Origin of the sequence: Streptomyces sp. NPDC001339 (assembly GCF_042895955.1) — a bacterium.
GTDB lineage: Bacteria > Actinomycetota > Actinomycetes > Streptomycetales > Streptomycetaceae > Streptomyces.
In genome coordinates this window covers 845,228-861,112 of the sequence record NZ_JBIAWT010000001.1, presented here as the reverse complement: position 1 = coordinate 861,112, position 15,885 = coordinate 845,228, and the positions used below count along the sequence as shown (strand labels likewise).

General features: G+C 69.2%; 7 protein-coding genes. 4 read left to right on the top strand and 3 right to left on the bottom strand.

Annotated elements, in window-relative coordinates; all coding sequences use genetic code 11:
* Positions 1 to 101: 101 nt before the first annotated feature.
* The gene (locus tag ACFY12_RS03585) at positions 102 to 1,703 is read right to left on the bottom strand and encodes an aminotransferase class III-fold pyridoxal phosphate-dependent enzyme (protein WP_390714027.1); all 1,602 of its coding nucleotides are present in this window, start codon (positions 1,701 to 1,703) and stop codon (positions 102 to 104) included.
* A gap of 254 nt (positions 1,704 to 1,957) precedes the next feature.
* On the opposite strand from ACFY12_RS03585, the gene ACFY12_RS03580 reads away from it, so the two are divergent.
* A complete protein-coding gene (locus ACFY12_RS03580; RefSeq protein ID WP_390714026.1) occupies positions 1,958 to 3,331 on the top strand; it encodes an FAD-dependent oxidoreductase in 1,374 nt (457 codons plus the stop codon).
* Between the two features lie 3 nt (positions 3,332 to 3,334).
* Positions 3,335 to 4,105 (top strand): SDR family NAD(P)-dependent oxidoreductase, encoded by a 771-nt coding sequence (locus tag ACFY12_RS03575; protein WP_390714025.1) that lies wholly within the window; start codon positions 3,335 to 3,337, stop codon positions 4,103 to 4,105.
* A 62-nt stretch (positions 4,106 to 4,167) separates the two neighbouring features.
* Here the strand turns inward: ACFY12_RS03575 and ACFY12_RS03570 are convergent, their stop codons facing one another.
* Positions 4,168 to 5,325 carry an acyl-CoA dehydrogenase family protein gene (locus ACFY12_RS03570; protein WP_390714024.1) on the bottom strand — a complete coding sequence of 386 codons (1,158 nt, stop codon included), beginning with the start codon at positions 5,323 to 5,325 and terminating at the stop codon, positions 4,168 to 4,170.
* A 286-nt stretch (positions 5,326 to 5,611) separates the two neighbouring features.
* On the opposite strand from ACFY12_RS03570, the gene ACFY12_RS03565 reads away from it, so the two are divergent.
* Positions 5,612 to 6,649 (top strand): ketoacyl-ACP synthase III family protein, encoded by a 1,038-nt coding sequence (locus ACFY12_RS03565; protein ID WP_390714023.1) that lies wholly within the window; start codon positions 5,612 to 5,614, stop codon positions 6,647 to 6,649.
* Here ACFY12_RS03565 and ACFY12_RS03560 read toward each other — a convergent pair.
* A complete protein-coding gene (locus ACFY12_RS03560) occupies positions 6,591 to 7,544 on the bottom strand; it encodes a BTAD domain-containing putative transcriptional regulator (protein WP_390714022.1) in 954 nt (317 codons plus the stop codon). The genes ACFY12_RS03565 and ACFY12_RS03560 overlap by 59 nt on opposite strands.
* Positions 7,545 to 7,854: 310 nt before the next feature.
* On the opposite strand from ACFY12_RS03560, the gene ACFY12_RS03555 reads away from it, so the two are divergent.
* On the top strand, positions 7,855 to 15,876 hold the full coding sequence (locus ACFY12_RS03555; RefSeq protein WP_390714021.1) for an SDR family NAD(P)-dependent oxidoreductase: 8,022 nt from the start codon (positions 7,855 to 7,857) through the stop codon (positions 15,874 to 15,876).
* The last annotated feature ends 9 nt before the right edge of the window (positions 15,877 to 15,885 follow it).

The window sequence follows — 15,885 nt, the reverse complement described above, 5'->3', positions numbered from 1 at the left end:
CCCCGTTCATCAGCCCCGTGCACACAGCGGCACGCCGCCCGGTACGGAGAACCCGGGCGGCGTGTCAGGGACGGCAGGGGCGGAGGCGTTGCCCTGTGTCGTCAGCCCGTCAGACGCTGCTCATCCTGGTCGCGCAGCAGGGCGCAAAGGTCACGCAGCCCTGCTTCCAGGCAGCCGGTCTCCTCCTCGGTCAGGTACAGGGAGGGGGCGAACCGCAGTGTGTTCGGGGCACTGGCTGTCGGCAGCACCCGGATGCTGTGCGCCCGCAGCAGGAAGCCGGCGGCGACGTATCCCAGAATCCCGCCCGCGGCGGCGGAGCTGATCACCGTGGAGCCGGACCGGGACTGGTCATGGAACTCCAACCCTTGCAATAGACCCTTGCCACGCGTTTCCTTGACGATGTCCGGATTGTCGGCGCGCACGCGGTCGAGTGCTGCGCGCAGCATCTCGCCACGTTCTACGACCTCCCGGTACGCGGCGCCGTCCTCCGACTCCAGCATCTCCAGCACCTTGAGGGCGATGGCGGTAGAGAAGCCGTCCTTGGCGAAGGTCGAGCTGTGGACCAGCTCGAACTCCTGACGGTAGCGCCCCTGGTGCACCAGGACGACCGAGCTTTTGGCGATGCCGCCGCCCAGGCTCTTGGACAGGACGTAGTAGTCACCGCGCATCCCCACCAGTGAACTGGCCAAGAAGGCACCGGTACGGCCCAGGCCCGTCTGGATTTCGTCGATCAGCAGCGGGCAGTCCGCCTCCGCGGACACGCGCTGAATGTGCGCCGCGGCGGCCCGGTCCAGGACGCGGATACCGCCCTCGCCCTGGATTGGCTCCACCAGGAAGGCGCAGAAGACGGGGAAGTCGCGCTCCACGACGTCGGCGACCCCGTCCGCGACCACCACGTCCAGGACGCGCGCCTGTGCCCGTATCTCGTCCACGCTCTTCGCGAGCACGTCGGGCTGGTCGAGGGGAAGGAAACGCGCCTGAGCGCCCAGCCCGCCGAACGCTGACCGGAACCCACTGTTGTGGGTGAGCTGTACGCTGCCCATCAGCTTCCCGTGAAACGAGCCCTCCAGCGCCAGCAGCACCGGCGGGTGCGCCGCCACCTCGGCGTTGCGGCGGGCGACGACGTCGACAAGGTGCTCGAAACCGTCCTGCGGCGATCCCGCGGCGGCCTCGGGAGGCGAACCGGCGGCCTTTCGGTAGGCGGAGTCCGCCACCGTGAGGCGGCCTTCCCGCACCGAGATCCGTGCCTGCCCGATGTGCTCCTCGATCTCGGCCATCAGCGCCGATACCTTCAGAACCCGGTCGAACTCCGCGTGCTTGACGGCTGTTTCGATCGCCTCGGCACCCGTGCTGGCGAAGTGCGCGAAGTAGGGTTCGGTGGCACCGGTCTCGCGCGCAACGATCTCGTTGAGCTTCACCGCGAGCCGGTTGGCCTCGGGGTGGCGTGAGAACTGGGTGTACACCGGCGCCCCGGAGTCCAGAACCGACTTCGCATGGGCCGTGATCTCCGCATTGTTGTGGCCCAGGATCAGGGACGCGTAGCCACCGCAGTAGTCGGTGACCGGAGTTTCCTTACCGTCAGCGTCGATGTAGAACAGCGTGTTTCGTTCGGCTCTCACGTATTCGACACCAAGACCCGAACTCGACAGCACGGCAGTCAAGTACGGTTCGGTGAGCTCGGTTTCCACAGGTGCCGATTCCATGACCTCTCCTCCGGTGTGGGGAAGGCGGCTGATCTCCCGTCTCCCGCTGTGCCACCACTCTTGCGTGAGCCTAGGGAAAGTCGGTGGGCGGGGAAACAGCGGTCGGTCATACGTCGGTAATCCCGCGCGTGCAGCCGCTTGTGCTCACGCGATGGGCGTGCTGTGAGCGGCGTGGGGTTACTTTGGGCCGCGTTCTTCCGACAGTTACATGAAAACTCGGAAGGCCGTGCGTCGACTACGAGGAGCGGCTCGCCATGAAATCTCGCGCAGAAGGCCACGCGGTCGTTCTGGGGGCCGGGCCAGCCGGTCTCTTCGCGGCCCGGGTGCTGGCTGACGTCTACGATCGGGTGACCGTCGTGGAGCGGGACGATCCCGCCACCGAGCACCGGCGCGGGGTTCCGCAGAGCGGACACGCGCACGACTTCCTGGCCCGCGGCTGCCAGATCGCGGAGGAGCTCTTCCCCGGTATCGGCGAAGAGATGGTCGCCGGCGGCGCCCACGCTGGGGACATCGCCGGGGACGTCCGCTGGATCGTGGGCGGCCGCCCCCTGGTCAAGGGCACATCCGGGCTGACCACCGTGGTGAGTTCCCGCCCATTCAGGGAGCGCCGTCTGCGGGCCCGCGCCGAAGCGCTCCCGCGGGTGACACTGCTCGGCGGACGCGACGTCGCCGGCCTGTCCTTCTCCGGGAACGGGAGCGTCGTCGACGGGGTGTTCTTGGGGCCCGACGGGGCCGAGAAGCTCTCGGCCGACCTCGTCGTGGACACCACGGGCCGGGGCTCCCGCACCCCCGTGTGGCTGGAGCAGCACGGCCACGGACGGGTCGAGGAGGAGCGGCTCAAGGTCGATGTCGGGTACGCCACCCGCTTCGTACGGGCGCCCGCCGACGCCTTCGCCGGAGACGTCTGCATCAACATCGTCGCCTCCCCGGACTCTCCGCGCGGGGGGTCGTGTCAGCAGGTGGAGGGCGACCGCGCCGTGGTGACGCTCTACGGCGTGCTCGGGGATCATCCGCCGACCGATGTCGAGGGCTTCAACACCTTCGCCAAGTCCTTGGCGGCTCCGGACATCCACGAGATCCTGGAGGTCGCCGAGCCGTTGACCGAGGCGCGGCGCTACCGGTTCCCGGCCAGCCTGCGACGCCGCTACGAGCGGATGGGCTCCTTCCCCCGCGGGCTGCTGGTGCTCGGCGACGCCGTGTGCAGCCTCAACCCCCGTTACGGGCAGGGGATGACGTTCGCCGCGATGCAGGTCGTGGCGCTCCGCGAACACCTGCGGGAGGACGGGGAAGGGCCGGATGCGGGCGCGTTCTTCCAGCGCCTCGCCGAGCAGGTCGTTGACCCGGTCTGGGGCATGACGCTCCTCAGCGATCTCAGCTTCCCCGGAGTTCCGGGCGAGCGGACGCCGGAGACGCTGCAGGCGCTGGAACTCGTGGGCCGTACGCAGATCGCGGCCACCTGGGACGGGTCCCTGGCCCTCAGCTGCCTGAGGGTCTTCGGTCTGCTCGATCCACCGACCGTGCTCATGGATCCCGCAGTCCAAGAGCGCGTACTCGCAACGCTGTCCGGTCAACCGGCACGTACCGGCTCCGGAACAGTCCGCAATTCAGAAACTGATAAGGGAGATTGAGCCGTGGATCTGGGATATGCAGGAAAGTCGGTTGTGGTCACCGCGGCAGGCCGCGGCATCGGAGCCGCGGTGGTCCGCACGTGCCTGGCGGAGGGCGCGCGCGTCCTGGGCGCGGATGTGGAGGTGTCCAAGGAGCTCAAGGAGAGCGGCGCCCTGACCTTCGAGGGCGACCTGACGACAGAAGAGGGTGCCCGGCTGCTGGCTCAGCGGGCGTCCGAGGAGTTCCCGGAAGGGGTCGACCTCCTGGTCAACGCGGTCGGCGGGCTGGCGGGCATGCCGATCACGGGCCTGGACGGGCTTACCGACGAGGTCTGGCAGCGCGGCTTCGACCTCAACCTGAACTCGGCGGTGCGGGTGACCCGGGCGCTGGTGCCACAGCTCCGGGAGGCCGTGGTGAACGTGGCCTCCAGCGTCGGCCGCTGGCCGAGCCAGGGCCCGTACTTCTACTCGTCGTCGAAGGCGGCCCTGCGGGCGTGGTCCAAGGGGCTGGCGGACGACCTCGGTACGCGGGGCATCCGGGTGAACTCGGTCTCCCCCGGGCTGATCACGACGCCGTTGTGGGACGAGTACGGACCCCGGCTGAGCAAGGAATGGGGGATGGAGACGTTCGAAGAGTTCGAGCGGGAGATCCCCGGGATGGCGCACATCACGTCCGGGCGATGGGGCACGGCGCAGGAGGTCGCCAATCTGATCGTCTTCCTCGGCTCGTCCGCCGCCTCGTACATCACGGGGGCGGACTACCTCATCGACGGCGGCATGGAGAAGGTCCTCTGAGGGCCGAGGCAAGAACCGGCCCCGGTCCCCGGCGGAGCAGCCGGGGACCGGGCGGACCGATTTCACGAGCGACGCGAAACGGGTATCACGTAGCGGCTGAACAGCAACTCGCGCAGAACATCGTCGCCGCCCTCGACGATCGAGACGTAACGCATGTCCCTGAGCAGCTTCCCGATGGGTAGCTCGCTCGTGTATCCGAGTCCTCCGAACATCTCGGAACCGGTACTCGCGATGTCCCAGCCTGCCTGGCCGCAGAACATCTTCGCGGTCAGCGCCGACTTCAACGTTCCTTTTCTGGAGAACACCTTCGCGGCATCGGACCCTGTCATGATCTCGTCGTATTCGCGAGCGGCTTTCAGGCAGTGGCTCTTCATGACGTCGATCTGCATTTCCATCTGCCCCAGCTTCTGCGCGAAGACCGGGCTCTCCAGCAGGTAGCCGCCGCGGAAGTGCTTCTCCCTGGCGTAGTCCATGCAGTGATCACGTATCCGCCTGGCGACCCCGATCGCGGTCGCCGCGATGAGCGTCCGGCTGGCGTTGAGCCCCGTCTCCAGGAGCCGCAGCCCGGAGCCGGACAGCTGGTTGGTGGCGGGCACCCGGCAGTTGTCCAGCGAAACCTGATACGTGTGCGAGGCACGCAGCCCGTTGATGTCCCAGCGCTTGATGATGTTGACTCCCGGCGCGTCCCGTGGGACCACAATTGCGAGGTAGTCGTCCGGATCGTCGGCGGTCTTGGCGATGACCAGCAGGAAGTCGGCGAAGTCGGCGTTCGTCGCGAAGAACTTCTCACCGGTGAGCACGAGATCGCTCCCGGCGCGCGCGGCAACCGTACCGATCCTGTTGAGCTCGCTTCCCGCGTCGCGTTCGCTTCCCAGCGCGGCGCTGAACGTGCCGCCGGCCGCCATGCGCTTCAGATACCGGTCCTTGAGCTCATCCGATCCGTACAGCTGCACCACGCTGCTGCCGAGGATGGACACGAACAACGTGAACGCCACGCCGGCGTCGCCGTACGCGATCTCGTTGACGATCTCGACGCCGTCCTCGAGGGTGACCCCCCGGCCTCCCAACTCCGCGGGCAGCCACCAGTTGGCCAGCCCCGTCGCACGGAAAGCCTCATACAGTGGCAGAGGTTTCTCCGAAATGGAGTCCAACTGTGTGTTGTCGCCGCCGAGTTCGTTCTTGACAAACGTCCGGAGAATCTCCAGGTCTTGAGGTTCCATTGGAGTAAGCTAACCCCGGCCGTCCACCGCCTGAGCACCCGCGCGGCACTCGCGTCGATTACCGCCGAATTACCGGAAGATGGGCCGTATTCTCCATCTGTCCTCCATCTCGATCCCATGTTCGGCTGCCACTATGAATTCTACGGCCGACACGGCGCGATCCGCCTCCTCGGCTTAGCGCGCGAAATCCGAACATGTCCGTCGGTCCACGGTCACCACACCGTGGACCGACGGACGTTGGATTTTGGGTCCTAGAGACTTCGGGAACAGAAGGGAGACAGGGCTGATGAGGTTCGAGGACTTGTACATCACCGGAGTCGGCGTCCACATACCCCGGCGGGTCGCGGTCGCGGATGCCGTGGAACGTGGTGATTTGGACGAGCGGCTCGCACGGCGCACGGACCTGGCGTCGATCGCCGTTTCGGACGGCGCGACAGGCCCGGAGATGGCCGCCGAGGCCGCACGCACGGCACTGCGGCGCTCTGGGACCGTACCCCTGGACGTCGAACTGATCCTGCACGCCGACGTCTACTACCAGGGCCACGACCTGTGGGCCCCCGTCTCCTACATTCAGCGCGAAGCGGTCGGCAACCGCTGCCCTGCCATCGAGGTGCGTCAGCTCTCCAACGGCGGTATGGCGGCCATGGAACTGGCGGCCGGCATGCTCAACAGCAGCGGCCTGCGCACCAGCTCGGCCTTGCTCACCACCGGTGACCGTTTCTGCACGCCAGGCTTCGACCGCTGGCACAGCGATCCCGGCACCGTGTACGGCGACGCGGGCACGGCGCTCGTCCTCTCCCGCCGGCCCGGCTTCGCCCAGCTCCGCAGCCTGTGCACCGTCTCCGAGCCGGAGCTGGAGGAGATGCACCGTGGCGACGACCCGTTCGGGGCGGAGCCGTTTGAGGTCCGCCAGCCCATGGACCTGGAGGCGACCAAGCAGGCGTTCATCGACAAGGTGGGCGTCTCCTACAGCGTCGCCCGCGTGACGGCCGGCCAGTCGGAGGTGCTCAAGCGGGCGCTCAGCGAGGCCGGATGTGACCTCTCCGACATCGACTGGTTCGTGCTGCCGCACTTCGGACGGCGTCGGCTCACGCAGACATTCCTGCGGCCGTGGAACCTCGACCGGGACGTGACCACCTGGGCTTGGGGCAGGACCGTCGGACATCTCGGCGCCGGCGACCAGTTCGCGGGCCTCGCCTACCTCGCGGAGTCGGGCAGTGCCAAGCCGGGACAGCGCTGCCTCCTGGCAGGCATCGGAGCCGGTTTCACCTGGTCGTGCGCCGTGGTGGAGATCCGACGGACCCCCTCGTGGGACAACCCGTAGACAGCCCGGTGGCCCGCCCCGCGGACAGCAGTGCGCCGGTCGGCCGCCCCGGCGGACCGGCCGGCGTCCGAGAGACGTACGGATCCTCGACGCCGGCAGTGGACGACGCGGTCCCGTGCCCCGGCATGTCGACGGCCGGGCCACCGCGCAGGATCGCCTGGTGCAGCCCGCGGATCCTCGACGACGGCTCCATGCCCAGCTCGTCGCGGAGCACCGTGCGGAACCGCTGCAGCACATCGAGCGCCTGTGTGGGACGACCCGCGCGGTACAGCGCGACCATGAACCGGGCGTGCAAGCTCTCGTGCGTCGGGTACTCGGCGGTCAGCCGGCTCAGCTCGCCCAGCAGTTCCTGGTGCCTGCCCAGCCGCAGATCTGCGTCGATCCGCTGCTCGTGCACGCTCCTGCGCTCCTCTTCGAGACCCACGAGACGGGCGCGGAGCACCGGACCCTGCTGGACGTCGGAGAGCGCGGTGCCCTGCCAGATCCGCAGCGCCTCGGTGAAGCGCGACGAAGCCAGCGCGTCGTCCTGGTGGAGTGCCCTGCGCCCCTCGCCGACCAGCGCGGTGAACCGGTCGACGTCCAGCGCGTCGCCGTCCACGGCGAACAGATAGCCGCCGTGCCGCGTCTCCAGCACGTGGCGGGCGGTCATCAAGCCGCCGATCCGCGGCATCTTCCCCAGGCTGTGGCGCAGCTGCAGGACGTAGGAGCGGAGCGTGGACAACGCACTGCTCGGTGGGGAGTCCTCCCACAGCTCTTCAATGCACGTGCTGTTGGACACTACCTGGTTCGCGTTGAGGAGCATCAGGGCCAGCAGCTGACGTGGCTTCGGCGCGGTTGGCGTATAGGGCCGTCCGTTGTCGGCCATGCGCAGAGGGCCCAGTACAGAGAATTCCATGTTCTTCTCGCGCGCCTTCCGGTACGGGAAGTTCACTTGACGGGGTCGAATGCATTCTGCCCGCGCTTACTTATTGAAGCGCGAGTAGAAAATAACGCACGCTTCACATCCTCCGTTCATCGGGCGCCAACCCCGCCTGACGTGCGCGATCGGTAGGAGGGCAGCCCCGCCGAGCGCGGGCATCGCCCGGTAATGGGGCGCTCTCACCTGCGGCAGAACACATGATTACCGGCATGTGGTTGCGCCTGATTAGGGTCTCTGTCGGTGCGGAGAAAGTTATTCGGAGAGCCTCATCCCGTGGGAGAAATTGGTGTTTAAAGAACCGTCTGACGGCGAACTTCGGGTTGGAAAAATCGCGGTCGTCGGTATGTCGTGCTGGGCGCCGAACGCGACTGACCTCACGGCTTTCCGGCGCCTCGTGAGCGGCGACACCTCTCCGGCGGGCCCTGAGAAGGGCGAGGACGCCGATGGTACCGGCGGACCTGACCTGTTCGACGGGGAGATCTTCGGGCTCTCCCGGAGCGAGGCCGAGGCCCTCGGCCCGCATCAGCGGCTGCTGCTCGAGCTCGCCTGGGAAGCGCTGGAGGACGCCGCCATCGTCCCGGCCACCCTGCGCACCACCCCGACGGGGGTGTTCATCGACGCGCCCCAGGATGTGACCGCGGACCGGATCTCCCGCACCCTGGGCCTCTCCGGCCCGAGCCTGACCGTTGACCCGGTCCTCCCCGCCTCGTCGACCGCCCTCGACCGGGCCGGTGAGAGCCTGCGCAGCGGCGAGACCACCACCGCACTCGTGGCCGGGGCGCTCATGCTCCCGTCACCGGACGGCGGGCCCCACACCGGCTACGACGCCTGCGCACCTGACGGCGTCGGCGGCGAAGGCGTCGGAGTCGTCGTGCTCAAGCCCCTGAGCCTCGCCTTGGCTGACGGCGACCGCATCCATGGTGTGATCGCCGGCAGCGCGGGGAGCTTTGACGACACCAGGGCCTGTGTCACCGACCTCCTCAAGGCGCTGCTGGGCCTGCGCCACGCCGAACTGGCGCCCCGTCGCAATGATGCGGACCGTCCGACGGCCGTTGGCGCCGGCTCCCTCGGCGACGGCCGGGCCATCGGCCTCATCGTCGAGGAGGCTCCGGCACCCGACCAGGCTGCGACCACGGACCGCAGCACACCCGCCGTGATCCCCTGGCCACTGTCCGGCCCTACCCCCGCGGCCCTGCGCCGCCAGGCCGCCGCGCTGCTCGCCCGGGTCAAGGACGACCCGGCCGTGCGCCCGGAGGACATCGGCTGGTCCCTGGCGACCGGACGCACCGTCTTCTCCCACCGCGCCGTCGCCCTCGGCAGCAGCCGCGAGGAACTGCTGGCCTCGCTGCGGGACATCGCCGACGGACTCACCTTCGCTGGACCTGTCGGCGGGCCGGACAGCGCGCGGACCGTCTTCGTCTTCCCCGACTCCTCGGACAGCACCGACAGTTCCCGACTGGCGGAGTCCGTTGCCGAACTGTGGGACGCCTGCCCGGTCTTCGCGGCACGCATGACCGAATGCGCCGACGCGATGGCCGAGTTCACCGACTGGAGCCTCATGGACGCGGTCCGGGGCACTGGCGGCCCCTCGGTGGCCACCCGCCCCGACGTCGCACGGGCCGTGCGCTTCGCACACGCGGTGTCGCTCGCCGAAGTGTGGCGCTCCTACGGCGCGGCTCCCTACCGGATCGTGGCGAAGACCGGCGGGGCCGAAGCCGCCGCCTGCATCGCGGGAGCCCTCTCGTTGCGCGCCGCCGCGCGCGCGGTCACCTCCGCGTCCTGGCACCCGGTGCACCTGTCGCCCGACGACGGCTCCGTACCCTGCCACCTGGTGTCCGGCGACGGCCTCCAGGAAGCCGCCCGCGCGGTACTGGACGACGGCGGCGCCGTCTTCGTGGAGATCTCCCATCATCCGATGCTCACCGGCGAACTGATGCGGGCCGCGGCGGACCTGGACAGGTCGTGCGCCGTCATCGGGTCCCTGCGGGACGGCGAGCCCGCCTGGCGCAGGCTGACGGCCTCCATGGCCGAGGCCTACGTACAGGGAGTGGCCGTCAACTGGCGGCACACCTTCGACGGCAGCGGCGCGCTCCGCGTCGACCTGCCCTCCTACGCCTTCCCGCGAGGCCGGCACGGGGCGCAGGCACCGCGCCCCGACGCCGCCCCGGACACTGCCCCCTCGGCCGGCGCACAGCGGGACGGCAAGGAACTGGTACGGCTCGTCCTCGCCCACGCCACCGCCGTCCTGGACGACGAGCGGCTCGGCCTCGCCGAGAAAAGCGTGTCGTTCAAGGACCTCGGCTTCGACTCCCAGGCCGCCCTCGCGGTGCGCAACCGCCTCGCCGAGGCGACCGGCCTGCATCTGCCCGCCACCCTGCTGTACGACCACCCCACCCCCGAAGCGGTGGCGGGCCACCTGGAGGACCTGCGCAACGGAGTCAGCAGGAAGCGGAGCCACGCACCGGCGGGCTCGGCCACAGCCTCTACTCCGGCCCCCCGCCGCGTCCGGAAGGACGAGCCGATCGCCATCATCGGCATGGCTTGCCGCTATCCCGGGGGAGTGACATCCCCGGAGGACCTGTGGCAGCTCGTGGCCGAGGGCCGCGACGCCATCTCCTCCTTCCCCACGGACCGCGGCTGGGACGGGGACCTCTACAACCCGGACCCGGAACGCTCCGGGCGCAGCTACACGCACGCCGGCGGATTCCTCCACGACGTGGGCGACTTCGACGCCGCGTTCTTCGGGATCTCGCCCCGTGACGCGCTGGCCATGGACCCGCAACAGCGGCTGATGCTGGAGACCGCCTGGGAGGCCATCGAACGGGCGAGGCTCGATCCGCGCGTCCTCCACGGAACTCCCACCGGCGTGTTCATCGGCGCTATGGCCCCCGACTACGGCCCCCGCATGCACGAGGCCCCGCAGGAGATCGAAGGGCACGTACTCACCGGCAGCACGGCCAGCGTCATCTCCGGACGCATCTCCTACCAGCTCGGACTGACCGGACCCGCCGTCACCGTGGACACGGCCTGCTCCTCGTCGCTCGTGGCACTGCACACCGCCATGCGCTCCCTGCGCACGCACGAGTCCAGCCTGGCGCTGGTCGGCGGCGTGACCGTCATGGCGACGCCCGGCATGTTCGTGGAGTTCTCGCGGCAGCGGGGTCTCGCCGAGGACGGGCGGTGCAAGTCGTTCGCGGCGGCCGCGGACGGCACCAGTTGGGCCGAGGGGGCGGGAATGCTCCTCGTCGAGCGTTTGTCGGATGCGCGGCGTCTGGGGCATGAGGTGTTGGGGGTGTTGCGGGGTTCGGCGGTGAATCAGGATGGTGCGTCGAACGGTCTGACCGCTCCGAACGGTCCGTCGCAGGAGCGGGTGATTCGTGAGGCGTTGGCGGACGCGGGTCTGGCGGCGGGTGAGATCGACCTGGTGGAGGCGCACGGCACCGGTACCCGGCTGGGTGATCCGATCGAGGCGCAGGCGCTGCTGGCGACCTATGGCCAGGGCCGGGAGAAGGACAGGCCCCTGTATCTGGGCTCGCTCAAGTCGAATATCGGCCACAGTCAGGCCGCGGCCGGTGTGGGTGGTGTGATCAAGATGGTGGAGGCGATGCGGCACGGTGTGATGCCCCGCACCCTGCACGTGGATGAGCCGACCCCGCATGTCGACTGGACCGCCGGTTCCATGGAGCTCCTCACCGAGGAACGGGACTGGCTGCGCACTGGTGACCGACCCGCCCGCGCCGCCGTCTCCTCCTTTGGCATCAGCGGCACCAACGCCCACGTGATCCTGGAGGAGGCCAAGAGCGCCGCACATCCGTCCACCAAGAGGTCCGACGAGCCCGACACGACCGAGGCGGCACCGGCGGACGAGACCGACAGCGCGCGGATGCCCCTCCCCTGGGCACTGTCCGCCCGCACGGCCGACGGTCTGCGCGCACAAGCCCGGCGGCTGCTCGACCGCGCCGCCCGCCCCGGTCCGTCTCCTGCCGACATCGGCTACTCGCTCGCCACCACCCGGAGCGCATTCGAGCACCGGGCCGTCGCCCTGGGCCGGAACACGGCCGACTTTCTGGCACGACTGGAGGCCCTGGCCGATGGCACCACCCACTCCGACGTGATCACCGGCCACGCGCCCGGGCCTGTCAGCACCGCGTTCGTGTTCTCGGGTCAGGGTGCGCAGCGGTTGGGGATGGGGCGTGAACTGGCTGAGCGGGTTGGGGTGTTCGGGGAGGTGTTGGGTGAGGTGTGCGGGCAGTTGGACGGTCTGCTGCCGCGTCCGTTGCGTGAGGTGATGTTTGCTGTTGAGGGGGGTGGGGCTGCGGGTTTGTTGGATCGTACGGAGTTCACGCAGCCGGCTTTGTTCGCGGTGGAGGTGGCGCTCTTCCGGGTGTTGGAGGGTTGGGGGGTGCGGCCGGATTTCGTGGTGGGGCATTCGGTCGGTGAGATTGCCGCGGCTCATGTCGCTGGGGTGTTGTCGCTGGAGGATGCGGCGGTGCTGGTGGTGGCGCGGGGTCGGTTGATGGGTGCGGCTCGTGGCGATGGTGCGATGGTCGCGGTTGCTGCGTCGGAGCGGCAGGTTGTCGAGGACTTGGCGGGCCTGGAGGGTGTGGGTGTCGCTGCGGTGAACGGTCCGGAGGCGGTCGTGGTCTCGGGTGACGTCGAGGTGCTGGATGGGTTGGTGGCCCGGTGGCGGGAGCGGGGTCGGCGTACGTCGCGGCTGCGGGTGAGCCATGCTTTCCACTCGCCGCATATGGACGGGGTGCTGGAGGAGTTCCGTGGTGTGGTGGCCGGTCTGGAGCTGAAGGACCCGGTCATTCCTCTTGTCTCCACGGTCACGGGCTCACTGGTCGGTCCCGGTGAGTTGATGTCACCGGAGTACTGGGTCGGACAATTGCGGGACACGGTCCGCTTCCACGACGCCCTACGCACCCTGGAGGACGAAGGCGTCACCCTCTGCCTCGAAGTCGGTCCCGACGCCGCACTCACCGGGATGATCCGGAACCGGCAGGACGAAGGCCCCCTGACCGCCGTGCCCCTGCTGCGTGCTCGGCATCCTGAGACCGACGCGCTCTGCGCGGGCCTCGCACAGGCCCATGTCCGTGGCGCGCACGTCGACCTGGCCGCCTTCTTCCCCGGAGCGTCCTGCGTCGACCTGCCCACCTATGCCTTCCGGCACAGCCGCTACTGGCTGCCCTCCGTAAGGCGGACGGCCGGACACGCCGCCGGGCCCGACACGTCTCAGCACCCGCTGCTCGACACGGTCGTTGATCTCGCAGGCCGCGATGAGACGGTCTTCAGCGGCTGCCTCACCTCGGATTCCCACCCTTGGCTCGTCGACCACACGATCGACGGCAACGTCATCCTTCCGGCGACCGCGTTCCTCGAACTCGCCGCGGCGGCCGCCGCTCATACCGGGGCGGCTCAGGTGGAACAGCTGACGTTGGAAGCGCCCCTGCGCCTGCTCAAGGGCGAGGCCGTCCGGGTCCAGATCATCGTCCAGGCACCTGACCAGGACGGCAGCCGGGCGTTCTCCATCCACGCACAACCGGCCGACGCCGAGGACAGCGCCACGTGGGCCCGGCACACGAGCGGCAGCCTCGCCCCGACGGCTGTCCTCCCAGCGCCAGACACCTTCGAGCCCCTGCGCAGCTGGCCGCCGCAGCACGCCACCGAGATCCCGCTGGAGGGCACCTACGCCCGCCTGGCCAAGCTCGGCTACGAATACGGCCCCGCGTTCCAGGGGCTCAGCGGGCTCTGGCAGCGGGGAGACGAGCTGTACGCCGAGGTCGAGCTGCCCGGCCACCTGCACGACAGGGCAGCCGAGTTCGCCGTACATCCGGCGTTGCTGGATGCCGCGATCCAGCCCCTCGTGGTCAGGACGTCCGTGGGGGACGAGGCCGAGGAACTCCTTCGGCTGCCGTTCGACTGGCAGGGTGCCGCCTTCTGGAACCGCGACGCTGTCACGCGCCTGCGCGTACGACTGATACCCGGCCGCGACAGCACCGCCATCGCGCTCGCCGACCAGCACGGCTTGCCCGTAGGCGAAGCCCGGGCCATGACGATGCGCCCGGTGCCCAGGCAACAGTTCACCGGCCAGTTGGACGGACTGGACTCCGCCCTGCACGTGTTGGAGTGGCAGCCGATCACGGCTCCGGAGCCCGGTGCGGAGCCCGAGGAGCTGCTGTACATCACTGACCGCTTGCCCGAGGCCGCCGGCACCAGCGTCCTCCAGGTACCGCACAGCACTGGAGCGGATGTTGCTGGTGGGGTGCGTGGTGTGGTGGGCGGGGTTTTGGAGCGGGTGCGTGAGTGGTTGGGGGAGGGGCGGTTCGAGGGTTCGCGGTTGGTGGTGGTGACGCGGGGTGCGTTGGGCGTGGTGAAGGGGGAGGGGGTGGTGGATCTGGCAGGTGCGTCGGTGTGGGGGTTGTTGCGTTCGGCGCAGTCGGAGTATCCGGGGCGGATTGTTCTGGTGGATATGGAGGAGGGCTCGGCCGGGGTCGGGCCGTCGGGTGATGTGGCGGAGGCGCTGCGGGCCGCTGTGGGTTCGGGGGCTTCGCAGGTCGCTGTGCGTGGGGGAGCCTTGTTGACACCGAGGTTGGCACGTCTGGCACGTTCCCATGGGCCTTCGGCTCCGCCGTGGGGTACTGGGACGGTTCTGGTGACAGGGGCGATGGGCACTTTGGGCGGGATTCTCGCCCGGCACCTGGTGCGGGAACACGGGGTGTCGCACTTGCTGTTGGTGAGCCGGAGCGGTGGGGCCGCGGCCGGAGCGTCGGAGCTGCGTGGGGAGCTGGAGGAGCTCGGAGCGCGTGTGACGGTGGCAGCGTGTGATGTGGCTGATCGTGGGGCGCTGGCGGAGGTGTTGGCGCAGGTGCCTGCGGATCGTCCGCTGATCGGTGTGGTGCACACAGCCGGTGTGGTCGAGGACGGCGTGTTGTCCGAGATGAGTGCGGGGCAGTTGGAGCGGGTGCTGCGGCCGAAGGTGGACGGGGCGTGGAACCTGCATGAGCTGACCCGCGACCTCGACCTCTCTGTGTTTGTTCTGTACTCGTCGATGGCGGGCTTGTTCGGGACAGCGGGTCAGGCGAACTATGCGGCGGGGAACGCGTTCTTGGACGGGCTCGTGGTGCAGCGGCGGGCTGAGGGGTTGCCGGGCGTGTCGCTGGCATGGGGGTTGTGGGAGGAATCCAGTGGTATCAGCGGTGAGCTGAGCGAGGTGGATCGTCGGCGGCTGGGCCGGATGGGCCTGCGGGCGTTGTCGTCGTCGGAGGCGATGGGGCTGTTCGATGCGGCGCTGGTCTCGGACGAGCCGGTGGTGGCATTGACGGGCGTGGACACGGGTGCGTTGCGTGCGCGGGGCGGGGACGTGCCTGCGCTGCTGCGCGGACTGGTGCCCGCGGCACGGCAGCGCCGGTCTCCGGCCGGTGGCGAAGCTACTGGGGAGTCGGAGTCGCTCGGCGCTCGGCTGGCCGGCCTTTCCGGCGACGAGAGGGAGCGGTTCCTGGTGGATCTGGTACGGGCGGCGGCGGCTGGGATCCTCGGCCACGAGGATCCGCAGGAGATCGAAGCCGACCGTGCGTTCCAGGAGTTGGGCTTCGACTCCCTGAGCGCGGTGGAGCTGCGGAATCGTATGAACGCGCTGTGCGGGCTGCGGTTGGCGAACACGGTGGTCTTCGACTACCCCTCGGTCGGCGCGCTCGCCGGACACCTCGACCAGCAGCTCGCCGACCAACACACCCCTACACCCGACACCACGCCCGGCGCACTGCACACGGCTCCGCACGGCGGGGCGGCATCCCCGCTCCTTGCGCAGTTGGCGGGCCTTTCCGGGACCGAGCGGGAGCGGGCTGTGGTGGATCTGGTACGGGGAGCGGTGGCCGAGATCCTCGGCCACGAGGATCCGCAGGAGATCGAAGCCGACCGAGTCTTCCAGGAGTTGGGCTTCGACTCCCTGAGCGCGGTGGAGCTGCGGAATCGTGTGAATGCGCTGTGCGGGCTGCGGTTGGCGAACACGGTGGTCTTCGACTACCCCTCGGTCGGCGCGCTCGCCGGATACCTCGACGGGCAACTGACCGACCGGATCAGCCAGATCACCCAGACCACGCGACAGAAGCCCGCGCCGGACAACGCGCTTCTACTCCTGGACGGGCTGGAGGAGCACATCCGTGGTGTCGGGGAGGACGCCGCGATGCGGTGGCAGATCACCGAACGGCTGCAGCGGCTCCTGGAGCTGTCCGGGGCCGGGCTGGACGAGGACCTCGATTCCGCCAGCGACGAAGAGCTCTTCGCAATGGTCGACAGGGCCGAGTAGCCCCGCAAG